The 25,230-nt window shown below is 64.3% G+C and carries 21 protein-coding genes and 1 other RNA gene; 18 read left to right on the top strand and 4 right to left on the bottom strand.

The window, feature by feature from the left end:
- Positions 1-54: 54 nt before the first annotated feature.
- The gene (locus tag ACE3OO_RS02605) at positions 55-600 is read left to right on the top strand and encodes an AAA family ATPase (RefSeq protein ID WP_374299424.1); all 546 of its coding nucleotides are present in this window, start codon (positions 55-57) and stop codon (positions 598-600) included.
- Position 601: 1 nt separating this feature from the next.
- Here ACE3OO_RS02605 and ACE3OO_RS02600 read toward each other — a convergent pair whose 3' ends face one another.
- The 3 genes from ACE3OO_RS02600 to ACE3OO_RS02590 form a co-directional block, all read right to left on the bottom strand.
- Positions 602-1,714, bottom strand: coding sequence for a DNA alkylation repair protein (locus tag ACE3OO_RS02600; protein ID WP_374299422.1), 1,113 nt, complete (start codon positions 1,712-1,714; stop codon positions 602-604).
- 269 nt (positions 1,715-1,983) lie between these two features.
- A complete protein-coding gene (locus ACE3OO_RS02595; RefSeq protein WP_374299420.1) occupies positions 1,984-5,637 on the bottom strand; it encodes a hydantoinase B/oxoprolinase family protein in 3,654 nt (1,217 codons plus the stop codon).
- A gap of 87 nt (positions 5,638-5,724) precedes the next feature.
- The gene (locus tag ACE3OO_RS02590) at positions 5,725-6,330 is read right to left on the bottom strand and encodes a winged helix DNA-binding protein (RefSeq protein WP_374299418.1); all 606 of its coding nucleotides are present in this window, start codon (positions 6,328-6,330) and stop codon (positions 5,725-5,727) included.
- A gap of 151 nt (positions 6,331-6,481) precedes the next feature.
- Between ACE3OO_RS02590 and ACE3OO_RS02585 the strand changes: the two genes are divergently transcribed.
- From ACE3OO_RS02585 to rnpB, 3 genes are all read left to right on the top strand, one after another.
- Positions 6,482-7,405 (top strand): DMT family transporter, encoded by a 924-nt coding sequence (locus ACE3OO_RS02585; protein WP_374299416.1) that lies wholly within the window; start codon positions 6,482-6,484, stop codon positions 7,403-7,405.
- 5 nt (positions 7,406-7,410) lie between these two features.
- A complete protein-coding gene (locus ACE3OO_RS02580) occupies positions 7,411-8,175 on the top strand; it encodes an N-acetylmuramoyl-L-alanine amidase (protein ID WP_374299414.1) in 765 nt (254 codons plus the stop codon).
- Between the two features lie 50 nt (positions 8,176-8,225).
- Positions 8,226-8,621: RNase P RNA component class A (rnpB, locus tag ACE3OO_RS02575), an RNA gene on the top strand.
- 22 nt (positions 8,622-8,643) lie between these two features.
- Here rnpB and ACE3OO_RS02570 read toward each other — a convergent pair.
- The gene (locus ACE3OO_RS02570; RefSeq protein WP_374299413.1) at positions 8,644-9,210 is read right to left on the bottom strand and encodes a hypothetical protein; all 567 of its coding nucleotides are present in this window, start codon (positions 9,208-9,210) and stop codon (positions 8,644-8,646) included.
- A gap of 357 nt (positions 9,211-9,567) precedes the next feature.
- Between ACE3OO_RS02570 and ACE3OO_RS02565 the strand changes: the two genes are divergently transcribed.
- The 14 genes from ACE3OO_RS02565 to ACE3OO_RS02500 are packed head-to-tail and all read left to right on the top strand — an operon-like array spanning position 9,568 to position 25,220.
- Positions 9,568-9,972, top strand: coding sequence for a division/cell wall cluster transcriptional repressor MraZ (locus tag ACE3OO_RS02565; RefSeq protein WP_374299411.1), 405 nt, complete (start codon positions 9,568-9,570; stop codon positions 9,970-9,972).
- The gene (rsmH, locus tag ACE3OO_RS02560) at positions 9,969-10,988 is read left to right on the top strand and encodes a 16S rRNA (cytosine(1402)-N(4))-methyltransferase RsmH (RefSeq protein ID WP_374299409.1); all 1,020 of its coding nucleotides are present in this window, start codon (positions 9,969-9,971) and stop codon (positions 10,986-10,988) included. Before ACE3OO_RS02565 ends, rsmH begins: the two co-directional genes overlap by 4 nt.
- Entirely contained in the window at positions 10,985-11,500 is a 516-nt protein-coding gene (locus tag ACE3OO_RS02555) for a hypothetical protein (RefSeq protein WP_374299407.1), read from the top strand. The genes rsmH and ACE3OO_RS02555 overlap by 4 nt, the downstream gene beginning before the upstream one ends.
- Positions 11,500-13,326, top strand: coding sequence for a peptidoglycan D,D-transpeptidase FtsI family protein (locus ACE3OO_RS02550; RefSeq protein ID WP_374299405.1), 1,827 nt, complete (start codon positions 11,500-11,502; stop codon positions 13,324-13,326). The genes ACE3OO_RS02555 and ACE3OO_RS02550 overlap by 1 nt, the downstream gene beginning before the upstream one ends.
- Positions 13,313-14,803 (top strand): UDP-N-acetylmuramoyl-L-alanyl-D-glutamate--2,6-diaminopimelate ligase, encoded by a 1,491-nt coding sequence (locus ACE3OO_RS02545; RefSeq protein ID WP_374299404.1) that lies wholly within the window; start codon positions 13,313-13,315, stop codon positions 14,801-14,803. Before ACE3OO_RS02550 ends, ACE3OO_RS02545 begins: the two co-directional genes overlap by 14 nt.
- Positions 14,803-16,233, top strand: coding sequence for a UDP-N-acetylmuramoylalanyl-D-glutamyl-2,6-diaminopimelate--D-alanyl-D-alanine ligase (locus ACE3OO_RS02540; protein WP_374299402.1), 1,431 nt, complete (start codon positions 14,803-14,805; stop codon positions 16,231-16,233). Before ACE3OO_RS02545 ends, ACE3OO_RS02540 begins: the two co-directional genes overlap by 1 nt.
- Before the next feature lie 16 nt (positions 16,234-16,249).
- Positions 16,250-17,338, top strand: coding sequence for a phospho-N-acetylmuramoyl-pentapeptide-transferase (mraY, locus tag ACE3OO_RS02535; protein WP_374299400.1), 1,089 nt, complete (start codon positions 16,250-16,252; stop codon positions 17,336-17,338).
- Positions 17,339-17,345: 7 nt separating this feature from the next.
- On the top strand, positions 17,346-18,734 hold the full coding sequence (gene murD, locus ACE3OO_RS02530; RefSeq protein ID WP_374299398.1) for a UDP-N-acetylmuramoyl-L-alanine--D-glutamate ligase: 1,389 nt from the start codon (positions 17,346-17,348) through the stop codon (positions 18,732-18,734).
- A complete protein-coding gene (gene ftsW / locus ACE3OO_RS02525) occupies positions 18,731-19,855 on the top strand; it encodes a putative lipid II flippase FtsW (RefSeq protein ID WP_374299396.1) in 1,125 nt (374 codons plus the stop codon). The genes murD and ftsW overlap by 4 nt, the downstream gene beginning before the upstream one ends.
- Entirely contained in the window at positions 19,855-21,027 is a 1,173-nt protein-coding gene (murG, locus tag ACE3OO_RS02520; RefSeq protein WP_374304650.1) for an undecaprenyldiphospho-muramoylpentapeptide beta-N-acetylglucosaminyltransferase, read from the top strand. The genes ftsW and murG overlap by 1 nt, the downstream gene beginning before the upstream one ends.
- Positions 21,024-22,457, top strand: coding sequence for a UDP-N-acetylmuramate--L-alanine ligase (gene murC / locus ACE3OO_RS02515; protein ID WP_374299394.1), 1,434 nt, complete (start codon positions 21,024-21,026; stop codon positions 22,455-22,457). Before murG ends, murC begins: the two co-directional genes overlap by 4 nt.
- A complete protein-coding gene (gene murB / locus ACE3OO_RS02510; RefSeq protein ID WP_374299392.1) occupies positions 22,454-23,392 on the top strand; it encodes a UDP-N-acetylmuramate dehydrogenase in 939 nt (312 codons plus the stop codon). Before murC ends, murB begins: the two co-directional genes overlap by 4 nt.
- Positions 23,389-24,303 carry a D-alanine--D-alanine ligase gene (locus ACE3OO_RS02505; RefSeq protein WP_374299390.1) on the top strand — a complete coding sequence of 305 codons (915 nt, stop codon included), beginning with the start codon at positions 23,389-23,391 and terminating at the stop codon, positions 24,301-24,303. The genes murB and ACE3OO_RS02505 overlap by 4 nt, the downstream gene beginning before the upstream one ends.
- On the top strand, positions 24,291-25,220 hold the full coding sequence (locus ACE3OO_RS02500) for a cell division protein FtsQ/DivIB (RefSeq protein ID WP_374299389.1): 930 nt from the start codon (positions 24,291-24,293) through the stop codon (positions 25,218-25,220). Before ACE3OO_RS02505 ends, ACE3OO_RS02500 begins: the two co-directional genes overlap by 13 nt.
- Positions 25,221-25,230: the final 10 nt, after the last annotated feature.

Below are 25,230 nucleotides of genomic sequence, written 5' to 3'. Positions count from 1 at the left end.
TTGCGGCACCGGATTTGACAACAGGCCACCGGCCCACAAGAGCATGACAGGTCCATGAAACTGGTATTCATCTATGGCAAACCCGCCACGGGTAAGCTGACCGTTGCCCGCGAGCTGGCGGCGTTGACCGGCTACAAGCTGTTTCACAACCACCAGACCGTCGATTTGCTGCTGTCGGTCTTTGAATTCGGTAGCCCGCCCTTCGTGGAACTGCGCGAGCAGATCTGGCTGTCAGTCTTCGAGCAGGCCGCCAAGGCCAGGCTGAATGGTCTGATTTTCACCTTTGCCCCGGAAACCACGGTGCGGAAAACATTTGTTGACCGCGCCATCGATATCGTCGCCGGAGCTGGCAGCCGGGTGCATTTTGTCGAATTGACCTGCCCGATGAAGGAGGTCTATCGCCGCATCGACAACAAATCGCGCCGCAACACCGGCAAGCTCACCTCGCATGAGGAATATGAAAGGCTGGAAGCGGCCGGCGTGTTCAACACCGCGCATATGCCCAAAGCCGATTTGACCGTCGATACCGCCAAGCTCAAGCCGGCGGAGGCCGCCCAGCAGATCGCCAAGGGCCTGAGCCTGCCGCGCGTAACGGCCTGACTCACACTTGCAGCTTGAAGGTTCCGTCCGCCAGGCTTTGCCCGTTCACCAGGATTTCCACCCGGTGTTCGCCGGCATAATAGCGCCGCGTGGTGATCGGTTTCAGCGCATGGGTCTTTTCCAGCGTCACGGTTTCGCCGGGCCGGAGCTGCGGTTTGGCCAGCTTGAACACCTTGGCCTGCAAACCACCGCGCGCATTGCGCCAGTGGATGGCGTAATCCACCGATAAGCGGGCCGGTTTTTTGCCGTCATGGCGCAGGCTGAGGCTGAAGGCCAGCATATCGCCGACGCGATAGCGTTGTTTGGCGATGGCGAAGTCCAGCGCGGTCACCGGAGCCCTGTGATCGAACCCCAGCAGGTCGAGCGCCCGGCGGTCGCCTTTTTTCACCAGGGTCCGCAGGCCGTGGCGCACACTGTCCGCCGTGCCGTCGCGATCTTCGGCCTGCCAGCGCCGGACCGTGGCGATAACGGCATCGGGGTTATCCTTGGCGATGTCGTTCAGGGTGTTGGCGACAGACCGGCGCACGGACTCGTGTGGATCGGCGCGCAGCGTTTCGATGATGTCCAGCACGGGCGATGGATCGGCGATAAACCGTTTCAGCCGTAAACCCCAGGGCAGGCGCGGCCGCAATCCTTCCGAACACAGCCGCCGCACCGCCCAGTGCGGATCGTTGGTCCAGCTGCGCACGGCCTGCATCGTCTGATCGTAATGCCGTTCCACGTAATAGCGGATATCGAACTCGGCACTGAAATATTTGGTCATCCGGCGCAGGGCGTTGAGCGACAGGCCGGGATGCTCCAGCCCGTAGGCGCCGACGAAATTCAGAAACGGCAGATGGCGGAAGCCGCCCATGCCGTCGATGCCACCCTTGTTGTCATCGGGACCCAGGCTGTTCAGCAGGATCTGCAGCGCGTCGGGGTAATCCGGCGGCAGATGGTGGTGCAGGCCATCGGCGATGGCCCGGGCCCGCTGCATCAGCGACAGCGGCGGCAGGGCGGCCATCACCTGCTTGCGGAAATGATCGGCCGGGAAGGCGGGATGGGCCGCGCTGACGCGCTCGGCGATGCCGCCCACGACGGCGCTGTTGTAAAAATCCTTGAGGGCGTCGGCCACGGATGGACTCAGGTTGAAGGCGGAAGGTTAGAGTTCCATATATGTTCCAGTGTGGCCTGTCCAGCCGGTTTGGAGCAGGCGGACGAAAATCCCGCAAAACGACGCAAATTGACGGAAAACGGATCGCACAGGCTGGCAAGCGGCCGCCTTCGCCGGAAAGTGTCCGGGAAGGCTCAAACACGTCGAAAACCGACGCAAAAGGGTCGAAATGATATCAGTGATATCACTGATATCATTCCACCGGTCGATCGGGTGAATGCGGCTGTAGGCTAGTCCGCCTTGCCGAAGCCACCGCCCGAAGGGGTGGAGATCACGAAGACGTCGCCCGGCTTCATCGGCGTCGAGCAGCGGCCTTCCATGGGTTCCTTCGCGCCGGTCGCCGCGCGCTCCACCCATTGCCGGCCGGTCTCGCCCTCGCTGCCGCCCTCCAGGCCAAACGGCGGCACCTTGCGATGGGAGGAGAGCAGCGTCGCCACCATGTCGGTGAGGAAGCGCATGCGCCGGATGGTGCCGTCGCCGCCCTTGTGCCGGCCCCTGCCGCCCGAGCCGCGCCGGATGCGGAAGCTTTCCAGCAGCACGGGGAAGCGGAATTCCAGCACTTCGGGGTCGGTCAGCCGCGCGTTGGTCATGTGGGTGTGCACGGCATCGCAGCCGTCGAAATCCGGGCCGGCGCCGCTGCCGCCGCAGATCGTCTCGTAATACTGGTAGTCGTTGTTGCCGAAGGTGAAGTTGTTCATCGTGCCCTGGGCCGCGGCCATCACGCCCAGCGCGCCAAACATCGTGTCGGTGATGCACTGGCTGGTCTCGACATTGCCGGCCACCGTAGCAGCAGGATAGACCGGATCCAGCATCGAGCCCTCGGGGATGATGATCTCCAGCGGCTTGAGGCAGCCGCCATTCAACGGAATGTCGGCATCCACCAGGCAGCGGAAGGCATACAGCACGGCGGCCACGCACACGGCTTTCGGCGCGTTGTAGTTGGTCGGGTGCTGGCCCGAGGTGCCGGTGAAGTCGATCTTCGCCGTGCGGTCCTTGTGGTTGACCGTCACCTTGACCTTGATTTCAAAGCCGTCATCCATCGGATAGGTGAACTGGCCGTCCTTCAGGCGGCTGATCACCCGGCGCACGGATTCCTCGGCATTGTCCTGCACGTGGCGCATATAGGCGCGCACGACATCCAGGCCGAACTGGTCCACCATCTTGCGCAGTTCCTGCGCGCCCTTTTCGCAGGAAGCGATCTGCGCCTTCAGGTCGGCGATGTTCTGCGCCGGATTGCGCGAGGGATATTTGCCCGATTTCAGGATGGCGACGGTTTCGGCTTCCAGGAATTTGCCGCCATCCACCAGCAGCACGTTATCGAGCAGCACGCCCTCGTCTTCCACCGTCTTGCTGTCGGGCGGCATCGAACCCGGCGTGGTGCCGCCGATATCGGCGTGATGGCCGCGGCTGCCCAGGTAGAACAGCACGTCCTTGCCGGCCTTGTCGAATACCGGGGTGATGACGGTGACGTCGGGCAGATGCGTGCCGCCCGCGTAAGGCGCGTTCAGCATGTACACGTCGCCTGGCTTCATCTGGCCGGCGCGTTTGCGCATGATGGTCTTGATGCTTTCCGACATCGAGCCCAGATGCACCGGCATGTGCGGCGCGTTGGCGATCAGCTCGCCGTCGAGATCGAAGATGGCGCAGGAGAAATCCAACCGCTCCTTGATATTCACCGAATAGGCGGTCTTTTCCAGCACAGAGCCCATCTGTTCGGCGATCGACATGAACAGGTTGTTGAAAATCTCCAGCATCACCGGATCGACATCGGTGCCGATCGCCTTGCGGGCGGGCAGGGCTTCGATGCGCTTCAGCACCAGATCGCGACGTTCGGTCAGGCGGGCCTGCCAGCCGGGTTCGAGCACGATGGTGCTGGTCGGCTCGATCACGATGGCCGGGCCCTTGATCGTTTCGCCCGGCCGCAGGGCGGCGCGGTCGTAAACCGGCGTGTCGCGCCAGGCGCCGGCCATATAGGCCTTGCGGCTGGCCAGCGTGGGGATCGCAGCCTGTGGACGCGGATCGGTGATCGTCTCCACGGCATCCGGGGCACGCTCGCCCTGGCCCACCACCTCGACGGCCACGGAAGCCGCAATCAGTGCCTTTTCCGGGCTGATGAAGCCAAAGCGCTGGCGATGTGCCGCCTCGAAGGCGGTCTTGATCGCCACCATGTCGCCGAACTCGACTTCAAGGGCGGAGTCGGAACCGCCATAGCGCACATGCAGCTTGCGGATCACCGTGATCTTCTCGGCTGGCACGCCCTGTTTCAGCATGTCGTTGCGCGACTCGTCCGCCAATGCGTCGAGTTCCTTGGCCAGGCCGGGCAGGGCGGCGGGCTCCAGCGTCACTTCCGCCGACTTCTCCTTCAGCACGCGCTGGTCGGCCAGGCCCATGCCATAGGCCGACAGCACGCCGGCCAGCGGATGCAGCAGGACTTCCGTCATGCCCAGCGCATCGGCCACCAGGCAGGCATGCTGGCCGCCGGCCCCACCGAAACTGGACAGCACGTATTTGGTCACGTCATAGCCGCGCGCCACCGAGATCTTCTTGATCGCGTTGGCCATGTTCTCCACGGCGATGGCGAGGAAGCCTTCGGCCATCTCCTCGATGCTGCGCGTATCGCCCGTCTCGGCCTGCACGCGCGCCTGCAGCTCGGCGAATTTCTGCTTTACCACCTCGGCATCCAGCGGCTGGTCGCCATTGGGGCCGAAGACGGCAGGGAAGAAATCGGGCTGCAGCTTGCCCAGCACCACATTGCAGTCGGTCACCGCCAAAGGCCCGCCGCGGCGATAGCAGGCCGGGCCGGGATTGGCACCAGCCGAGTCAGGTCCGACGCGATAGCGCGCGCCGTCGAAATGCAGGATCGATCCGCCGCCAGCCGCCACGGTGTTGATCATCATCATCGGCGCGCGCATGCGCACGCCAGCCACCATCGTCTCGAAGGCGCGTTCGTATTCGCCGGCATAATGGCTGACATCCGTCGACGTGCCGCCCATGTCGAAGCCGATCACCTTGTCAAAACCCGCCCGCGTCGAGGTCTCGACCAGGCCGACCACGCCGCCGGCCGGGCCGGACAGGATGCTGTCCTTGCCCTGGAAGAAATGGGCATCGGCCAGACCGCCATTCGACTGCATGAACATCAGCCGCAGGGCCGTGTTGGCGGCGTCCAGTTCGTCGGCCACCTGGTTCACGTAGCGGCGCAGGATCGGCGAGACATAGGCGTCGACCACGGTGGTATCGCCACGGCTGACGAACTTGATCAGCGGCGAGACCTGGTGGCTGGCCGACACCTGGGTGAAGCCCAGCTTGCGCGCCAGTTCGGCCACCTTCGCCTCATGGGCGGTGTAGCGGTAGCCATGCATGAACAGGATTGCCACGCTGCGGATGCCGTCGGCATAGGCGGCTTTCAGCGCTTTTTCGGCAGCAGCCAGGTCCAGCGGCGTCTCGATGCTGCCATCGTTGCGCACGCGTTCGGGCACTTCCACCACGCGCTCATACAGCATCTCGGGCAGCACGATATGCAACGCGAACAGCTTCGGACGGGTTTGATAACCGATGCGGAGCTGGTCGGCGAAGCCCTCGCTCACCAGCAGCAGAACGCGGTCGCCCTTGCGCTCCAGCAGCGCGTTGGTCGCCACCGTAGTGCCCATCTTCACCGCGGCGATCTTGCCCTTGGGCAGCGGGTCGCCGGCCTTCAGGCCCAGCAGGTCGCGGATGCCCTGCACCGCGGCATCCTTGTAGCGCTCGGGGTTCTCCGACAGCAGCTTGTGGGTGACGATGCCGCCATCAGGCTTGCGGCCGACGATATCCGTGAAGGTACCGCCGCGGTCGATCCAGAATTCCCACTGGCCGGAAGTGGAGGCGGCGGTGGATGTGGGCTGGCTCATGCGGGGCTCCGGAGGGTTCGGGCAAAACGAGGGTGGGATCACACGGTTACAAAACGTTGATAAATTGTCAACGTTCCGGGTGGCCGGCTAAAGCGAGGCCGCCGCTCGGGTCGCCTGGTCGTACATCCCGGATAAAATCCGCATCAGTTCGGCAATCCGCGACAGATCGGCCTGGCCCTCTCCAATCTGTGCTCCCCGCATCTGGGCTTGGCCCATCTGGGGCTGGCCGATCAGGGCGTAGGCCTCGCCCAGCAATTCCTCGCGGATCTTGCGGTATTCGAGGCACAATGCCCGGCCCTTCGCTGTGGTCGAATAGAAGATTTCCTTGCCGCGCCGCTCGCCGCTGACCAGGCCCAGCCGCACCATCTTCTTAAGACCGTAATTCACCGTGTGGCTGTCCTCGACATTCAGAACCAGGCAGAGATCGGCCAGTCGCTTGGGGCGGTCGCGGTGATTGACGCTGTGCAGCACCATGACATCCAGCGCGGCGAGGTCGGGTTGTCCGGCCGCCGTCATGCAGCGCACGATCCAGCGCGCAAAGGCATTGCCGCTCATCATCAGGGCGAATTCGAATTCACTCAGGGCCGTCAGTTTCTCGCTGGCCAGATGAGCGGAGGAGACGATGGGGCGTCGCGGTGCCGTAGCGGCGGTGCCGGCTTTGGTCCGTTTCCCGGTTGCTTTGGTTTTTGCCATGTTGTGCCTGTTTGATGTTCTGCGCTGCCGCAAAGGCGGGCAGTCCGCATGGTCTGGAAGACCTTGCGCATACCCCCCTTGCATCGGGCGCATAACCATACCCGAAAGAAGCGTAGCCCCTGACCGGCCGGGTTTGCTAGGGTCCCCGCCCATGAAGCCCCAGCACCTTGCCCTGATGCTGCTGATCTGCGCCATCTGGGGCGGCAATTTTGTCGTTTCCAAGCTCGCGGTCGGCCATTTCCCGCCCGTGCTCTTCACGGCCTTGCGCTTTGCCTTGCTCGCCCTGCTGATGGTGCCCTGGCTCAAATGGAAGCCCGGCCAGATGGGCAGCGTGCTGCTGGCCGCCCTGTGCATGGGGACGCTGCATTTCGCCTTGATCATTATTGGCATCGCCAAGGCCGACGATGTCTCCGTGGTGGCCGTCGTCACCCAACTGGGCGTGCCGATTGCGACGCTGATGGCGGTTGTGCTGCTGGGCGAACGGGTGCGCTGGAAGCGCGGACTGGGCATAGCACTTGCCTTCCTCGGTGCCATGGTGATCAGCTTCGATCCGAAAGTCATGAGTTATCAGATCGCCATCGGTTTGATTCTGGCCGCGGTGATCGTGATGTCCTATGGCCAGATCGTCGTCCGGCGCATCCGCGATGTGGATACCTTCACCATGCAGGCCTGGGTCGGCGTGATCAGCGCGCCCAGCCTGCTGGTGATTTCGCTTGTGATGGAAGATAACCAGATCGAGCAGATGGTAGCGGCCACACCCTGGCATTGGGCTTCGGTTGTCTATGCTGCAGTCGCGGTGTCGCTGATCGGTCATGGCGGTACGTATTTCCTGCTGCGGCGCTATCCGATCAGCATCGTTAACCCCGGGTTCACGCTGGCGCCGGTTTTCGGCATCCTGGCTGGTGTCTATTTCCTCGGTGAACGCCTCAGCGAACGGGTGGTGATCGGTTCCGTCATCACTCTGGTCGGCGTGCTGATCGTGGCCTTGCGTGAGGCCAAGGCGGCCGAGGCCCGAGGCGTTAAGCCGTTGGACGCGGCCGTGGAAAGATCAGTTGGTAAAGTAGCAGGCGAGTAGTTGCTATGCGGTTGATCGATCATCCTTCACCAAATTTCGACGAGCGTACCGGGCGTCGCCCAGTCAGCATTGTCGTATTGCATTATACCGGCATGCCGAATGCAGCGGCGGCTCTGCAACGATTGTGCGATCCAGAGGCCAAGGTCAGCGCGCATTACGTGATTGATGAAGACGGCACGATTTACCGCCTCGTACCGGAAGACAAGCGTGCCTGGCATGCCGGTGTGTCGTTCTGGCGTGGTGTGCGCGATGTCAACGCGCGCTCGATCGGGATCGAACTGGTCAATCCCGGCCATGAGTTCGGCTATCGCGAATTCCCGACCGTGCAGATCGATGCGCTGCTCGAACTGCTGCGCGACATCGCCGCGCGACACGAGGTAATGCCCGGCAATTATGTCGGTCATTCCGATATCGCGCCCCAGCGTAAGGAAGATCCCGGCGAACTGTTTCCCTGGCATCGTCTGGCAGCGGCCGGCTTCGGCCGTTGGCCGGCCTGGGACTTCACAGTGTCCCAGACTGCCCCGGCATTGCAGCCGGGCGACCGCGGCGGTGCGGTACTGGAATTGCAGGTGGCGCTGGATCGCATCGGATACGGCATCGAGGGCAGCGGCACCTACGATCCGCTCACCGAGGCGGTGGTCCGCGCCTTCCAGCGACATTATCGGCAATCCCAGGTGGATGGGGTCAGCGATGCGGAAACCACCAGCCTGATCCATCATATTTCAACCCTGGTCAGCATGCGGCGGTCCTGCTCGGAAAAAAGCGCCTGACGCGCTTTCAGCTTGACGGCGGAGTTGCCTGAGCCTACCTGTGCGCCGTGCCAGACGGCTGGACGGCCGCGGCATCTGCCTTTTCGGGCAAGATGTCGAGGAAAGTCCGGGCTCCACGGAAACACGGTGCCGGGTAACGCCCGGCGGGGGCGACCCCAGGGACAGTGCCACAGAGAGCAGACCGCCATGACATCTCCGGATCTCATGGTAAGGGTGAAAGGGTGCGGTAAGAGCGCACCGCGCGACCGGTAACGGAAGCGGCACGGCAAACCCCACCGGGAGCAAGACCAAATAGGGATGGCGGCAGGCGCAAGCCTGCGGGGCGGTTTTCGGCTCGCCATCCGGGTCGGTCGCGCGAGGTGTCCGGCAACGGGCATCCCAGAGGAATGGCCGTCCATCCTACGCGAGTAGGGGGACAGAACCCGGCTTACAGGCCGTCTGGCGCTTTATTAGTTTTCAACGGGATGCCTAGCGGTTCACGCGTAACAGGAAGGCATCCGGAATCTGTTCCGGGCATTCGCTGAAATGCGGTTCGAAGATCGCCGAGAAACCAGGCTTTGAACGTGTATCGAGGCACCATTTCTTGCCATCGGTGCCTTTCAGCGACAGACCGCCGCCCTTGATGTCCCACAATTGCGGTAATTGCTCGAGCATCGACGTGTTCAGCGCGCAGGCCGAAACCACCAGCAACTGGCTGCGCGGTTCCATGGCCAGGCAATAGGCGGGATTGGCGGCGAAAAAGATCTGATAGCCGCCGGGCTGCAGCGGGCGGCTGACGAAAAATCCCTGGCTCTGGTTATCGATGTTGAATTCGCAGGGCGAGAGCAGGGCGGCGGCGCGCACGCGCTTGGGGTCGTTGTTCACCAGCTGGGCGGTGAAGCACTGGTTGTTGGCGGTGCCGGCAACGATGGCAAAACGCTTCAGTGCCGGAACGTCACGCGGCAGGAATTCGTTGACGGCCCCCTGGGCAAAGGTCCCGCCGAAGGTAGCCAGGGTGGCCAGCAGCATCGCGCATAGAAAGAGAATTGCCCGCATCTAGGCTTTCTTTTGGTTGTATGGCCGCAATGGATGGCCTGCTTTGCGCCGGCGCTCCCCTTGGTCGATGTGTAAACGGAGCCGGGTCGGGAGACAAGCAAAGATCGTTGGAATATTAATCGAACATATAGGGTATTTTGTAGGATCGAACTTGGCGCAAGTATCCGTGATCATTGGCAGGAATCGCCATTCTAAACCGTTAAAATCCATTGACGCCCATATAGGCCCATGTTATCCCATCTTATCCCAGGTTACGGCCACCCGAGGGGGGTGTGCGACCAGGGATGCAGCTTTGGGGGCGGCTGAGTGGAGTTTTTCCTCTCAACCTTTCGGAACCGGATCGACGCGAAGGGACGAGTGTCCGTTCCCGCGCCGTATCGCGCCCTGCTGTCTCGCAAGCAGCCTGAAGGCGGCCTGATCCTCGGGCCCGATATCGCCGCGCCGGCACTGGTGGCTGGCGGCCGTGACTATCTCGATGGCGTCAACCGCCGCATCGACGAATTGCCCGATCTGCATCCCGAGCGCGAAATGCTGATCGACGGCCTGCTGCCGTTTCTCAGCGAGCTGAATCTCGATCAGGAGGGCCGCATCCAGCTTGGCCCGCAATTCCTCGATCACGCCGGCCTGGCCGCCCCGGGCGAGGCGGTTTTCGTTGGCCGGCGCCACTCCTTCCAAATCTGGGAACCCAAGGCCTGGGATGCCCGCGCCGCAGAGGCGCGCGCCAAGGCCGCCGCGTATTTGCGCGGGGAGGGCAAACCGTGAGCGCGGCGGACCGTTCCCGCACCGCCACGAAAACCGGCCACGAAAAAGCCGCAAGGACAGCGCATCTTTCAGTGATGTGTGCGGAAGTGGTGTCGGCGCTTGATCCTCGTGCCGGCGACCTGGTGGTGGACGGTACGTTCGGTGCGGGTGGTTATAGTTCGGCCCTGTTGGCTGCGGCGGAGTGCCAGGTGATTGGCATCGACCGCGATCCGCGCGTCCGTGTCCATGCCGACCGGCTCAGCGCCTTATACCCCAATCGTTTCCGTCTGCTGGAGGGCTGCTTCGGCGACATGGTCGATCTGCTCGCCGGTATTGGCGTGGAGGCGGTGGATGGCGTGGCGCTCGATATCGGCGTTTCGTCGATGCAGCTTGATCAGGCCGAGCGCGGCTTTTCCTTCCAGCAGGATGGCCCGCTCGACATGCGCATGGGGGCCGCGGGCGAGACGGCCGCCGACATCGTGAACAGTCGTGACGAAGCCGAGCTGGCCGATATCATCTATCTTTATGGCGAGGAGCGCCGCGCCCGTGCCGTGGCGCGCGCCATTGTCGCCGCCCGCGCCGAGGCACCGATCGCCCGCACGCGGCAACTGGCCGAAATCGTGGCCCGCGTGGTGCGTGCTGCACCGGGCATCCATCCGGCGACCCGCACCTTCCAGGCCCTGCGCATCGTGGTGAATGATGAGCTGGGCGAGCTGAAGCGCGGCTTGCTGGCCGCCGAGAGGCTGCTCAAGCCCGAAGGTCGTCTGGCTGTGGTGTCGTTCCATTCGCTGGAAGACCGCGTGGTGAAGCGTTTCCTGGACCGGCGCAGCGGCAAGCAGGCCGGCGCGTCCCGCCATCTGCCCCAGGCGGCTGGCGAGGTGCGGGCGCCGTCTTTCGTGCCGCTGCACAAGGGCGCGCTGGCGGCCGGCGAGGCGGAGATCGCCGGCAATCCGCGGGCGCGTTCAGCCAAGCTGCGGGCCGCGAAACGCACGGCCGCACCGGTCTGGCCCGACGACGACATGCGGGAGGCAGCATGAGCCGCGGCCTGTCTCTCATCGCCCTGCTGCTGCTGGCTGCCGTATCCTTCGGCCTTTATCAGTTGTCCTACGAAGTGCAGCGGCTGGAAGAAGAGTTGATCGAGATGAATCGCGCCCTGAGCCAGGAGCGCGAGACCATCGGCGTGCTGCAAGCCGAGTGGAGCTATCTCAGCCGGCCGGAATATTTGCAGGACAAGGCGCTGCGTCTGCTGGGAATGCGCCCCGCCACGGCAAAGGACATCGTTGCCATCGAAGCGCTGCCCTGGCGTCAGGATCGGGGCCCGGATCGAGGTCAGCCGATGGCGGCCGCGCCCGCCGCGCAGCCAGCCCAGCCGGCCGCCGCCAGCGCCGCGTCGCCGGTCGTGCCGCCGGCCGTGCCGTCGATGCAGGTTGCCGCCAAGCCAGAAGCCGCGCCGTCTGCAGCCGCGCCCGCCGTCAATTTCGACGCCGAAGTCGCCGCCGTGCTGGGCGCCATGCAGCGCCCCGCCAATGACAAGCGGAGGGCCCAGTAATGGCGCTGTTCCGCCGTCAGCCGAAACCGAAGCCGCCTTGCACGCCGGCCGACATTCCCGGCAATCCGGGGCTGGTGCGCCTGGAAGGCGCCGCCAAGCAGGCATTGGAGGCCAGCCGCGGCCGCCTGGTGATCGGCATCGGTCTGTTCTCGCTGGCCTTTATCGTGCTGGCTGGCCGTCTGGTCGAACTCACCGTGCTGCGCGGTGCAACCGAACCGGTGGTGGCGCGTGGTGTCAATCCGGAGCTGATCGCCAAGACCGCGCTGATGGAGCGCCAGCCCATCGTTGATCGCAACGGCAATATCCTGGCGACCAATCTGAAGATTGCCTCGCTTTATGCCGATCCCCGCAAGGTGCTGAATCCGGTCGAGGCGGCCACGCGGCTTGCCCAGGCCCTGCCGGAGCTGCCGGCTGGCGAGGTGCAGGCCAAGCTGGCCTCGGGCAAGAGCTTCGTGTGGCTCAAGCGCGGCCTCACGCCGCGTGAGCAGTATGAGGTCAACCGCCTGGGCATTCCGGGTTTGTATTTCCACAACGAGCAGCGCCGCGTCTATCCGCAAGGGCCGATGGCCGTGCACGTGTTGGGCTACACCGATATCGATGGCAAGGGTATTTCCGGCGTCGAGCAGTATTTCGACGAGCAACTGCGCGATCCTTCGCGGACCGGCGATCCGCTCGAGCTGAGCATCGATATCCGGGTGCAGCATGTGGTGCGCGACGAGGTCGCCAAGGCGGTGGAATTCTTCAATGCGATCGGCGGCGGCGGCATCGTGCTGGATGTCTATACCGGCGAAGTGATCGCCATGGTCAGCCTGCCGGATTTCGATCCGGCCGAGCCCGGCACTGCCAGCAAAGACTCCCGTTTCAATCGCATCACGCTGGGCGTCTATGAAATGGGCTCGACCATGAAGACGCTGAACACGGCGATGGCGCTGGATTACGGCACCGTCAAGCTGAGCAGCGGTTACGATGCCACGCATCCGATTCAGATTTCGCGCTTCACCATCAAGGATGACCATCCCAAGAAGCGCTGGCTCAGCGTGCCGGAAATCTTCATGTATTCGTCCAATATCGGTTCGGCCAAGATGGCTGTCGATGTCGGGCCCGAGCGCCAGCGCGAGTTCATGCAGCGCATGGGCATGCTGAACAAGCCGGCCATAGAGTTGCCGGAAGTGGGCGGCCCGCTGGTGCCGCGCAACTGGAAGACCGTCGAGACCATGACGATCTCCTTCGGCCACGGCCTGTCGGTCACGCCGCTGCAGCTCGCCTCCGCCACGGCGGCCATCGTCAATGGCGGTGTGCTGCATCCGCCGACCCTGATCAAGCGTCCGCCCGGTCTGCCGGCGCCTGGCCGCCAGGTGATCCGGCGCGACGTTAGTGACGTGATGCGCAAGCTCATGCTGCTGGTGGTCGAGGAAGGCACCGGCAAGAAGGCCGAGGTGGACGGTTATATGGTCGGCGGCAAGACCGGCTCGTCGGAAAAGGTCAACGAGCGCGGCGGCTACAACAAGAAGGCCAACTTCAACACTTTCGTCGCCGGCTTCCCGATGCATAACCCGCGCTACATCGTGCAGGTGATGATCGACGAGCCGAAGGGCAACAAGAGCACCTACGGCTTCGCCACCGCCGGCTGGACTGCTGCTCCGGCTGCCGGCCGTATCATCAGCCGCATCGCGCCGCTGCTCGGCGTACCGCCAGTGGATGAGTCATCGCCAGCACTCAAGCAGGCGATGTATGTGCCCATCCCCGGCCAGCCGGTGCCCAATTTCAGCAACCCGAATGTCACTGTCACCGGCCGGACGCAGGAGAAGAAACTTGCGTCTCAGTGATCTCTGCGCCGATCTCAGCCTCGACCCGCGCGCCGCATCGCTCGATGTCGCCGGTCTGACGGCTGATAGCCGCGCCGTGCGTCCGGGCTATGTGTTTGCCGCACTGAAGGGCACGCAGGCCGACGGCCACCGCTTCATTCCCGATGCGCGCGCCAAGGGCGCTGTCGCGGTGTTGAGCGATCATGTCGATCCGGCCTTCGCCGACCAGATCGCCTTCGTCACCGATGCCAACCCCCGCCGCCGCCTGGCGTTGATGGCGGCGGCCTTCTTCAACGCGCAGCCCCGGCACATCGCCGCTGTGACCGGCACCAATGGCAAGACTTCGGTAGCCAGTTTCACGGCCCAGATCTGGCAGCGGCTTGGCCTGAAAAGCGCCAGCCTCGGCACGCTCGGCCTGCATGGCGCGGGCCTGAACGAAGCTGTGGCACATACCACGCCTGATCCGGTGCGCCTGCATGAATTGCTCAGTGCCGCCAAGCGGGCCGGTGTCGATCACCTGGCGCTCGAAGCATCCAGTCATGGTCTTGACCAGTTCCGGCTCGATGGCGTGACGGTGGAGGCCGCCGCCTTCACCAATCTCACCCGCGACCACATGGATTACCATCCAACGGTCGAGGCCTATTTCGCGGCCAAGATGCGTTTGTTCGATACGCTGCTGTCCGAGAAGGGCGTGGCCGTGATCAACATGGACAGCGATTTCGGCAAGCAGGTTGAGGAAATCTGCCTGCGGCGCGGCCATCGTCTGATCCGTTACGGCCTGCTGGGCAGCGAACTGAAACTGATTTCCACTCTGCCGCACGCAGGCGGCTTGCAGGTCGAAGCGGAAGTCTTCGGTGTGCTCCGATCCGTCGATCTGCCGCTGATCGGTGGTTTCCAGGCCGGCAATGTCCTGGCCGCCTATGGCCTGGCTGTTGGCTGCGGTGCCCATCCGGCGGCAGCCTGGGAAACTCTTGCGGGTCTCGATGGTGTGCCGGGCCGCATGCAGCAGGCCGCGCGCCGCGCCAATGGCGCCAGCATCTATGTCGATTATGCCCATACGCCGGATGCTCTGGAAACCGTGCTGAAAGCCGCGCGGCCCCATGCGGGCGGGCGTCTGGTTGTGGTGTTCGGTTGCGGCGGCGATCGCGATCGCGGCAAGCGGCCGCTGATGGGCGAGATCGCGAGCCGGCTGGCCGATCGCGTCTATGTCACCGACGACAATCCGCGCAGCGAACAGCCCGAAGCGATCCGCGCCGCGATCATGGCGACTGCAAAAGGCGGCACGGAAATCGGCGATCGCCGCGCGGCGATTTTTACCGCCATCCGTGAACTCGAGAGCGGCGACCTGCTGCTGGTGGCCGGCAAAGGGCATGAGCAGGGACAGATCGTCGGCAGCGAAACGCGCCCCTTCGATGACCTGTCTGTCGCACGCGAAGCCGTGTTTGTGGCGGATGCAGGGTCTGCTTCGGGCAGCGCACCATACGGGGGTAAATATTAATGGAAGCTTTCGCCCTCTGGACTTCCGCCGAAGCCGCTTCTGCCACCCATGGCAACAGCGACGGCTTCTGGACCGCCAGCGGCGTCTCGATCGACAGCCGCAGCGTTACCTTCGGTGATCTTTTCATCGCCCTGCGCGGGCCGAATTTCGACGGTCATGTCTTCGTCGCCGATGCGCTGGCCAAGGGCGCTGCCGCGGCGATGGTGGATCGCGATCCCGAGACGCTGCAGCCCGGCGCCAATCTGCTGCGCGTCAAGGATACCTTTCAGGGGCTGAATGATCTGGCGGCGGCGGCGCGGCAGCGCTGCGCAGCCAAAGTGATCGGCGTCACCGGCAGCGTCGGCAAGACCTCGACCAAGGAGATGCTGCGCCATGTGCTGGCCGAACAGGCGGCTACCCATGCCACAATCGGCAACCTCAACAATCACTGGGGCGTGCCGCTGACGCTGTCGCGCATGCCGGTCGACAGCCGTTTCGCCGTGATCGAGATGGGCATGAACCATGCCGGCGAAATCCGGCCGTTGTCTTTGCTGGCCCGGCCGCATATCGCCATCGTGACGGCGGTGGAAGGCGTGCATCTTGAGAATTTCTCCAGCATCGAGGGCATTGCCGATGCCAAGGCGGAAATCTTCGCCGGCATCGAGCCGGGCGGCATCGCCATCATGAACCGCGACAATCCGCATTTCGAGCGCGTTGCCGCCGCGGCGAAGGCGGCCGGTGCGGCGGAGGTGATCGGCTTCGGTGAGCATCCGCAGGCGCAGGCAAAGCTGGTGAAATACGCGCCGCATACGTCCTGCTCTTGTGTTGCCGCCGATATCCTCGGCCATCCGATGACATTCAAGATCGGTGCGCCGGGTCGGCATTGGGTGCTGAACGCCCTGGCTGTGCTGGCTGCGGCCCATCTCGCGGGTGCCGACCTGGCCGAAGCCGGCATGGCGCTGGCCGGCGTGACCGCGCCAAAGGGCCGTGGCGAGCGACACACGATTGACTGGCGCGATGGCGGCAGCATCGATCTGATCGACGACAGTTACAATGCCAGTCCGCCCAGTATGCGCGCTGCCTTCTCAGTGCTCGCCATGGCCAAGCCGGGTGCTGCGCGTGGCCGGCGCATCGCCGTGTTGGGCGACATGCTGGAGCTTGGCCCCGATGCCGAGGCGGCGCATGCCGGCCTGGCCGCCGATCTGGTGCGCGAACAGATTGATCTGGTTTTCGCCAGCGGGCCGTTGATGCGCGCGCTTTACGACGCCCTGCCGCCGCAGATGCGCGGCCACCATGCCGCCAATTCGGCCGAACTGGTGCAGCCTTTGCGTCGCGCCATCCGCAGCGGCGACGTGTTGCTGGTGAAGGGTTCACTCGGCAGCCGCATGCGCCTCATCGTCGACGATCTTCTGAATCCGGCGCCGCAGCCACGTGCCGCCAACGGCTGGTGATAAGGACACCGAAAGAATGCTGTATCACTTGCTGTATCCCCTGGCGGACGAGTTCAACGTCCTGAACCTGTTCCGCTACATCACCTTCCGCACCGGCGGTGCCATCCTAACCGCCATGGTGCTGTCTTTCGTGATCGGAGAGCCGCTGATCAACTGGCTGCGTGCCAAGCAGGGCAAGGGGCAGCCGATCCGCGAAGATGGTCCGGAAGGCCATCTCGTCACCAAGCGCGGCACGCCTACCATGGGCGGTTTCCTGATCCTGCTCGGCATTGGCGTCGGCACGCTGCTCTGGGCCGACCTGACCAACCGCTATGTCTGGGTGGTGCTGCTGGTTACCTTCGGTTTCGGTCTGATCGGCTTCTACGACGATTATCTGAAGGTCACCAAGCAGAACCCGAAGGGCGTGCCCGGCAAACTGAAGCTGGCCCTGCAGGTCATCATTGCCGGCATTGCCGCGGTTTGGATCAACCAGATTGCCGCCGCGCCGCTCAATACCAGCCTGGCCGTGCCGTTCCTGAAGGATGTGCTGCTGAATCTCGGCTGGTTCATGATCCCGTTCGCCGCCTTCGTCATGATTGGCGCATCCAATGCCGTCAACCTGACCGATGGTCTTGATGGCCTGGCGATTGTGCCGGTGATGATCGCGACCGCGAGCTTCGGCCTGATTTGCTATCTGGTCGGCAATACGGTGTTCGCGAATTACCTGCAGATCCACAATGTCGCCGGTGCGGGCGAACTGTCCGTGTTCTGTGGCGCGTTGGTGGGCGCCGGCATCGGCTTCCTGTGGTTCAATGCGCCGCCCGCGATGGTGTTCATGGGCGATACCGGCTCGCTTAGCCTGGGCGGTGCTTTGGGCACTGTCAGCGTGATCGTGAAGCACGAACTGGTGCTGGCCATCATCGGCGGCCTGTTCGTGCTGGAGACCGTGTCGGTGATGGTGCAGGTGGCGAGTTTCAAGCTGACCGGCAAGCGCGTCTTTCGCATGGCGCCGCTGCATCACCATTTCGAAAAGAAGGGCTGGAAGGAGCCGACCATCGTGATCCGTTTCTGGATCATCGCGGTGATCCTGGCGCTGGCCGGCCTGTCCACGCTCAAGCTGCGGTGATATTGGCATGATCGCACTCACGCATACCCGCGGACAGACCTGGGCGGTGTTTGGCCTCGCACGTAGCGGGCTGGCAGCGGCGCAGGCGCTTGTCGCCAGCGGTGCGGAGGTGCGTGCATGGGACGATAACGAGGCGTCGCGGGCTGCGGCCGAAGCGGCCGGATTCCGCACGACGCCGCTGGATGATGCCGCCTTGGCCGGTTGTGCCGGGCTGGTGCTGGCGCCGGGCGTACCGCTCACCCATCCGGTGCCGCATCAGGTGGTCGTGAATGCCCATCGTGCGGGCGTGCCGGTGCTGGGCGATATCGAGCTGCTGTTGCGTGAACTGAAGCCGGTGGTCTATGGCGTCACTGGCACCAACGGCAAATCCACCACCACGGCTCTGCTGGCGCATGTGCTGTCCAATGCCGGCCGGACGATCGCGCTGGGCGGCAATATCGGCACGCCGGTTCTGGCCCTGCCGAACCTCGCCGCTGGCGCGGGTGTGTATGTGCTTGAGATGTCGTCTTTCCAGATCGACCTCACGCCGGACTGGCGGGCCAAGATCGCGATCCTGCTCAACATCACGCCCGACCATCTCGATCGCCATGGCACACTGGCGAATTACGCTGCCATCAAGGCGCGCATCTTCGCCGGCCAGGAAAGCGGCGATATTGCCGTGATCGGCGTCGACGACGATCACTGCCGAGCCATCCATGCCGAACTGGTGCGCGAGAATAGCGGCCGCAACATCGTGCCGGTTTCCATCGAGCGTCTCCAGAAAGACGGTATCAGCGCTCTGAACGGCAAGCTGTACGATAACGGCCGGGAAGTGTTTGCGCTGGATTTTCCGGCTCTGCCCGGCGCCCATAACGGCCAGAACATCGCCTGTGTCTATGCCGCCGCCCGTGCGGCGGGACTGGATGCTGCCACGATCCGTGTCGGCATCGCCTCATTCCCGGGCCTGAAGCATCGCCTGCAACGGGTCGGGGTCATTGATGGCATCCCCTGCATCAACGATTCCAAGGCCACGAACGCCGATTCTACAACCAAGGCGCTGGCCTCCTTCGAGGCGATTTACTGGATCGCCGGCGGCAAGGCCAAGGATGGCGGGATTGCCAGTCTGCGGCCGTTCTTCCCGCGCGTCCGTCATGCCAGCCTGATCGGCGATGCGGCCAAGGATTTTGCCGCCACGCTGGGCGATGCGGTATCGCACACGTTGTGCGGCACGCTGGACAAGGCGCTGGATGATGCGCTGGCGACGGCGAAGCGCGAGAGGCTGAAAGGCGCGGTGGTGCTGCTGTCGCCGGCCTGCGCTTCTTACGACCAGTTCAAGAGTTTCGAACATCGCGGCGATGAATTCATCCGGCTGGTGGCCGAGCGCGGCGGCCAGACGGAACAGGGAGCTGCGGCATGATCACTTTTTCTCGCACCGATACCTCCGTGCTGGGCCGCTGGTGGTGGACGGTCGATCGCTGGCTGCTGGTCGCCATCGCCGTGCTGATCGCCGTAGGCACGGTGCTCACCCTGGCCGCTTCGCCGGCCGTTGCCAATCGCATCGGTCTGGCCAGTTTCCATTTCGTACAGCGTCAGCTCGTTTTCCTGATGCCGGCCCTGCTGATCATGATCGGCACGTCGCTGCTCGATCCGGTGGGTGTGCGCCGCGTGGCCACCATTGTCTTCCTTGGCGCGCTCTGCGGCGTCGGGCTCACCTTCTTCATGGGCATGGAAGTGAAGGGCGCCCATCGCTGGATTTCGTTCGGCGGCGTGTCGCTGCAGCCTTCGGAATTCGTCAAGCCGGCCTTCGCCGTGGTGGCTGCCTGGCTGTTTTCGGAATGGCGCAAGGGCACCGGTTTTCCCGGGTGGGCAATCTCGACCGGGTTGTGCGGCCTCGTGGTTGGCCTGCTGCTGCTGCAGCCCGATCTGGGCATGGCGGTGGTGGTCTGCGCCGTGTGGCTGGCGCAGTTCTTCATCGCCGGCTTGCCGATCGTGTTTGTGCTGGCGTTGGGCGGCATGGGCCTGGCCGGCATCTTCGGCGCCTATCTGGTCTTCCCCCATGTCGCCAGCCGCATCGACAAATTCATCGACCCGGCCAACAAGGAAAATTACCAGATCGAGCGCGCCATGGAGGCTTTTGCCACTGGCGGCGTCTGGGGGCGCGGCCCGGGCGAGGGCGCAGTGAAGGGCGTGCTGCCCGACGCCCATACTGATTTCATCTTCGCCGTGGCCGGCGAGGAATTCGGCTTGTTTGCCTGCCTGTTCATCGTCGGCATCTTTGCCTTCATCGTGCTGCGCTGCTTCTCGCGCCTGATGACTGAAAGCAACCTGTTTGTGCTGCTGGCCGCAGCAGGTCTCACCACGCAATTTGGCTTGCAGGCCGTGATCAATATCGGGGTGAACCTGCATCTGCTGCCCACCAAGGGCATGACGCTGCCGTTCATCTCCTATGGTGGTTCCTCGCTGCTGGCGTTGGCCTTTGCCATGGGCATGCTGCTGGCGCTGACCCGCTGGCGGCCCGATAGCGGAGCGATGCGATGATGGCTGCCTCCGAGACGACCATCCTGCTCGCAGCCGGCGGTACCGGCGGTCACGTCTTTCCGGCCGAGGCGCTGGCGGCGGAACTGCTGCGGCGCGGCCACCGTGTTGGACTGGTCACCGATACGCGCGGCAAGGGCTTTGGCCAGTCGCTGCCGGAACTGCCGTTGTATCGCATTCCGGCCGGCACGCCGAGTGGCCGCGGCATCATGGGCAAGCTGTTGAGCGTGGTCGAGATCGTGCGGGGCGTGCTGGCGGCCTTGTCGCTGCTGGCGTTGACCCGGCCGGCAGCCGTGGTTGGTTTTGGTGGCTATCCGTCGTTGCCGCTGCTGCTGGCCGCGCGACTGAAGAAGACACCGATCCTGATCCACGAACAGAATGCCGTGCTGGGCCGCGTCAACCGCCTGGTGGCGAAACAGGCCGCGCGCATTGCCACGTCGTTTCCTGCCACGCATTTCCTGCCGGCCCAGGCGGCCGTTACCGTCACCGGCAATCCAGTGCGGCCGGCGATCCTGACGGCGGCCGATGTTCCCTATGCTGCACCGGAGCAGACTTTGCGCCTGCTGGTGATGGGCGGCAGCCAGGGGGCGCGCGTGCTGTCCGATGTGGTGCCGGCTGCACTGGCGCAACTGCCACCTGAGATGAAGCGCCGCCTGCGTGTGCAGCAGCAATGCCGCCCGGAGGACCTGGAACGCGTGCGTGCCGCCTATGCCGCCGCCGGCATTGCCGCCGATACCGCAAGCTTCTTCAGCGACGTGGCCGACCGCCTCGCGACCGCGCATCTGGTGGTCAGCCGTTCCGGCGCCAGCAGCACGGCCGAGATCGCCGTGATCGGCCGGCCTTCGCTGTTGGTGCCCTATGCCCATGCCACCGACGATCACCAGACTGCCAATGCCCAGGCCCTGGCCCTGGCCGGCGGCGCTGTGGTGATCGCCCAGGACAAGTTCACCATCGAACGCGCCTCGGCCGCTTTCGCTGACTTGCTTGCCGATCCCACCCAGCTCGCTGCCATGGCGGCCCATGCCCGCAGCGTCGGCCGGCCGCTGGCCACCCAGGCGCTGGCCGATCTGGTCGAGCGCGCCGTGACCGAACAGCACCATGCACAGCCGAAAACGACAGCTGCCAAGAATCAATCTCAGTCAACGACTCCGTCAGTGAAAAGGACCGCGGCATGAGAGCTTTGCCGCTCGATATCGGTATCATCCACTTCGTCGGCATTGGCGGCATCGGCATGTCGGGCATCGCCGAGGTGATGCACAATCTCGGCTATCAGGTGCAGGGCTCCGACCTGTCGGCCAACTATAACGTCAAGCGTCTGCGCGACCTGGGCATCACGGTGTTCGAAGGGCATCGCGAAGAGAATGTCGCCAATGCCGAGGTGCTGGTGATCTCCTCGGCCGTGAAGCCCGACAATCCGGAAGTGAAGGCGGCCCGTGCCCGCCTGATCCCGGTGGTGCGTCGCGCCGAGATGCTGGGCGAGCTGATGCGCCTGAAATGGGCCATCGCCATCGCCGGCACTCATGGCAAGACCACGACGACTTCACTGGTGGCAGCGTTGCTGGAAGCTGCCGGCATGGATCCCACCGTGATCAACGGCGGCATCATCAACGCCTATGGCACCAATGCCCGCCTAGGCGCCGGGGAATGGATGGTGGTGGAAGCCGACGAAAGCGACGGCACCTTTCTGAAACTGCCGGCCACCATCGCGGTCGTGACCAACATCGACCCCGAGCATCTCGACCATTACGGCACCTTCGACAAGGTGCGCGAGGGCTTCAAGCAGTTCGTCGAGAGCATTCCGTTCTACGGCTTCGCCACGCTGTGTATCGACCATCCGGAAGTGCAGGCGATGATCGGCCGCATCACCGACCGCCGCATCGTTACCTATGGTTTCTCGCCGCAGGCCGATGTGCGTGCCGTGAACGTGCGCTTCGACAATCGTGGCGCCCATTACGACATCCTGATGGCTGATCGTGCCCGCGGCGAAAGCGACATCGTGGCCGGCGTGCACCTGCCGATGTTTGGCCGCCACAACGTTCAGAATTCTCTGGTGGTTGCAGCAATAGCCCGCGAGATGGGTTTCGGCGCCGACGTGATCAAACGCGCGCTGGGCGGCTTCCGCGGCGTGAAGCGCCGGTTCACCATCACGGGCGAGGCGGGCGGCATCACCGTGGTGGACGATTACGGCCATCATCCGGTGGAAATCTCGGCCGTGCTGGCTGCCGCGCGGCTGGCCATCGGTGGCCGCGAAGGGGCCAAGGTGATCGCCGTGGTGCAGCCGCATCGCTACACCCGCCTGCGCGACCTGTTCGAGGATTTCTGCGCCTGCTTCAACGATGCCGATACGGTGATCGTGGCCGATGTCTATGCCGCCGGCGAAAGCCCGATCGAGGGCGTCAGCCGCGATGCCCTGGTGGAGGGCCTGCGCAATCGCGGCCATCGTCGCGTGTTGCCACTGCCCGCGCCGGAACAACTCGCCGGCATCATCAGGCAGGAAGCCGTGTCGGGTGACCTCGTGGTTTGCCTGGGTGCTGGCAGCATCACCACCTGGGCGAATGCCCTGCCGGGTGAATTGCAGGCTCTGCAGGCGAAGGAGCAGGCATGATGGCGGCCGAACAGCTCCGGCATGACGACCTGATCGCGCGGCTGCCCGCCGTGCGTGGTCGGCTGTCGGCGCAGACCGGCCTTGCCGATATCACCTGGTTCCGCGTCGGCGGGCCGGCGGATGTAATGTTCCGCCCGGCCGACCGCGACGATCTGATCGCCTTCCTGAAGGACAAGCCTGCCGATGTGCCGGTCACCGTGCTGGGCGTGGGTTCCAACACGCTGGTGCGTGATGGCGGCGTGAATGGCGTGGTGATCCGCCTGGGTCGCGATTTCGCGGGGATTGAAGCGAAAGACGGCAGCGAGCTTGAGGCTGGCGCTGGTGCGCTGGATGTCAACGTGGCGCAGACCGCGCAGATGCATGGCATCGCCGGGCTGGAATTCCTGCGCGGCATTCCCGGCACCGTCGGTGGGGGCCTGCGCATGAATGCCGGCGCCTACGGCACCGAATTCAAGGATGTATTGGTCTGGGCCGAGGCCATGGACGCGCAGGGCAACCTGCATCGCCTGACGCCGGCCGAGATGAAATTCGGCTATCGCCATTGCGGCGTGCCGGAAGACTGGATTTTCCTGTCCTGCCGCCTGAAAGGCCGGCCGGGCGAGAAGACCGACATCCAGGCCCGCATGGACGAGATCCAGGCGGCGCGTGAAGGCAGCCAGCCGATCCGCTCGCGCACCGGTGGCAGCACGTTTGCCAATCCGGAAGGCCACAAGGCCTGGCAACTGATCGATGCCGCCGGTTGCCGTGGCCTGGTGGTCGGCGATGCCCAGGTATCCGAGCAGCACTGCAATTTCCTGATCAACCGCGGCAATGCCACGGCCGCCGACCTCGAGACGCTGGGTGAAACCGTGCGCCGCCGGGTGAAGGAAACCAGCGGCATCGATCTGCGCTGGGAAATCAAGCGTATCGGCAGGCAGAAGGATGGCGGCCAATGACCCGGCATGTTGCGGTTCTGATGGGGGGCTGGTCGTCGGAGCGCGAGGTTTCGCTCACCTCGGGCCGTGCCTGCGCCAAGGCCCTGCGCGAGGAAGGTTTCAAGGTTACCGAGGTTGATGTGGGTCGCGATCTGGCCGAACAGCTGGCAAAGATCAAACCCGATGTGGCGTTCAATGCCCTGCATGGCCCCTATGGCGAAGATGGCACGGTGCAGGGCCTGCTCGAGATCGTGGGCATCCCCTACACCCATTCCGGCGTGCTGGCCTCGGCGCTGGCGATGAGCAAGCCGATGGCCAAGGATGTCTGGCGCGCCCATGGCCTGCCGATGGCCGAAGGCAAGGTGGTGCACCGCTCGGCTTTCACCGGCGGCGCGGTGATGCCGCATCCCTACGTGATCAAGCCGCTGAACGAGGGGTCTTCCGTTGGCGTGCATATCGTCATGAACGGCGACAACTACCAGCCGCAGGACGATGCCGGCTGGCATTTCGGCGAGCATGTGCTGGTCGAACGCTATATCCCCGGCCGCGAGATTCAGGTGGCGGTGATGGGCGACCGGGTACTAGGCGCCATCGAGATCCGCGCCCATGGCCGCTTCTACGATTACGAAGCCAAGTATACCGACGGCAAGGCCACGCATCTGATGCCGGCGCCGATCCTGAAATCGGCTTATGAGGAAGTCTGCGCGCTGGCGCTGAAGGCGCATCAGGTGCTGGGCTGCCGTGGCGTGACACGCTCCGACTGGCGCTATGACGACACCGCTGGCGAGCCGGGCAAATTCTACCTGCTTGAGATCAACACCCAGCCGGGCATGACGCCGCTGTCGCTGGTGCCGGAAATTGCCGCGCATCAGGGCCTCTCGTTCGGCCAGCTCGTGCGCTGGATGGTGGAGGATGCCTCATGCGGTCGCTAGTCGTGCTGCCTGAAGATCGCCCCTGCGCACCCTGCGCGCCCAGCCTGCCGCCAGCGCGGCCCAAGGGCTATTGCCGGCCACTGCCGCCGGCGCGCCGGAAGCCGAAATCGGTGCTATGGCGCCGGTTGAAATGGGGTTTGCTTGGCGCTGCCGTGATCGGTCTTTCAGGCGGCAGCGGTTACGTGTGGTTCCGCACCGATCTGCCGGCTCAGGTTCGGCTGGCCGTGCAGGATTTCGCCGGCGAGGCCGGTGCCACGGTCGACATGCGGCTGGGCGAGGTGAATCTCCAGGGCCGCGAGCATGCCCCGCTGGAGGCGTTGGCCGAAGCCGTTGGCGTGGACCGCGGCGATCCGATGCTCTCGCTTGATCTGGATGCCATCCGCCGCCGCGTCGAGGCGATCGGCTGGGTCCGTCAGGCCACGGTATGGCGTCAACTACCGGATACGTTGCACATCGAGGTTGTCGAGCGCGAGGCCTTCGCCCGCTGGCAGATCGACGGTCGCGTCTATCTGATCGATGCCGAGGGCAAGATACTGGAGGAGGGCGACCGCGCCGAATTCCACCATCTCTTCCTGCTGGTCGGCGCCGGCGCTTCTGACAAGGCGCATGACCTGCTGGCCATGCTGCAGACCGAACCGGCGCTGGCAGGACGGGTCGTGAATGCGATCCGTATCCGCAACCGTCGCTGGGATATCGAATTCGACAACGGCATTGTCGCTCGGCTGCCGGAAGAAAATCCGGAACAGGCCTGGCTGCGCCTGATCGAACTGGAGCGGCAATACGGCCTGTTGCGCCGCGACATCAAGACGGTGGACCTGCGTCTCGAAGATCGTCTGACCGTTCAGCTCAACCCGGAAGCCGAGTCACCGGTGCCGCAGACGGCGCCGGGCAAGAAACCGGCCGGCAAACGCACATAAGCGCGAGGGG

The sequence above is a fragment of the Ferrovibrio sp. genome, from assembly GCF_041906005.1.
GTDB lineage: Bacteria > Pseudomonadota > Alphaproteobacteria > Ferrovibrionales > Ferrovibrionaceae > Ferrovibrio.
This window is presented reverse-complemented; position numbering and strand designations above follow the sequence as displayed.

Coding starts and splice junctions, on each gene's coding strand:
- ACE3OO_RS02540 (WP_374299402.1), top strand. CDS start 14,803: ATGGAAGCTTTCGCCCTCTGGACTTCCGCCGAAGCCGCTTCTGCCACC.
- ACE3OO_RS02570 (WP_374299413.1), bottom strand. CDS start 9,210: ATGCGGGCAATTCTCTTTCTATGCGCGATGCTGCTGGCCACCCTGGCT.
- ftsW (WP_374299396.1), top strand. CDS start 18,731: ATGATCACTTTTTCTCGCACCGATACCTCCGTGCTGGGCCGCTGGTGG.
- murB (WP_374299392.1), top strand. CDS start 22,454: ATGATGGCGGCCGAACAGCTCCGGCATGACGACCTGATCGCGCGGCTG.
- murD (WP_374299398.1), top strand. CDS start 17,346: ATGATCGCACTCACGCATACCCGCGGACAGACCTGGGCGGTGTTTGGC.
- mraY (WP_374299400.1), top strand. CDS start 16,250: ATGCTGTATCACTTGCTGTATCCCCTGGCGGACGAGTTCAACGTCCTG.
- murC (WP_374299394.1), top strand. CDS start 21,024: ATGAGAGCTTTGCCGCTCGATATCGGTATCATCCACTTCGTCGGCATT.
- murG (WP_374304650.1), top strand. CDS start 19,855: ATGGCTGCCTCCGAGACGACCATCCTGCTCGCAGCCGGCGGTACCGGC.
- ACE3OO_RS02590 (WP_374299418.1), bottom strand. CDS start 6,330: ATGGCAAAAACCAAAGCAACCGGGAAACGGACCAAAGCCGGCACCGCC.
- ACE3OO_RS02550 (WP_374299405.1), top strand. CDS start 11,500: ATGGCGCTGTTCCGCCGTCAGCCGAAACCGAAGCCGCCTTGCACGCCG.
- ACE3OO_RS02585 (WP_374299416.1), top strand. CDS start 6,482: ATGAAGCCCCAGCACCTTGCCCTGATGCTGCTGATCTGCGCCATCTGG.
- ACE3OO_RS02605 (WP_374299424.1), top strand. CDS start 55: ATGAAACTGGTATTCATCTATGGCAAACCCGCCACGGGTAAGCTGACC.
- ACE3OO_RS02505 (WP_374299390.1), top strand. CDS start 23,389: ATGACCCGGCATGTTGCGGTTCTGATGGGGGGCTGGTCGTCGGAGCGC.
- ACE3OO_RS02500 (WP_374299389.1), top strand. CDS start 24,291: ATGCGGTCGCTAGTCGTGCTGCCTGAAGATCGCCCCTGCGCACCCTGC.
- ACE3OO_RS02580 (WP_374299414.1), top strand. CDS start 7,411: ATGCGGTTGATCGATCATCCTTCACCAAATTTCGACGAGCGTACCGGG.
- ACE3OO_RS02555 (WP_374299407.1), top strand. CDS start 10,985: ATGAGCCGCGGCCTGTCTCTCATCGCCCTGCTGCTGCTGGCTGCCGTA.
- ACE3OO_RS02595 (WP_374299420.1), bottom strand. CDS start 5,637: ATGAGCCAGCCCACATCCACCGCCGCCTCCACTTCCGGCCAGTGGGAA.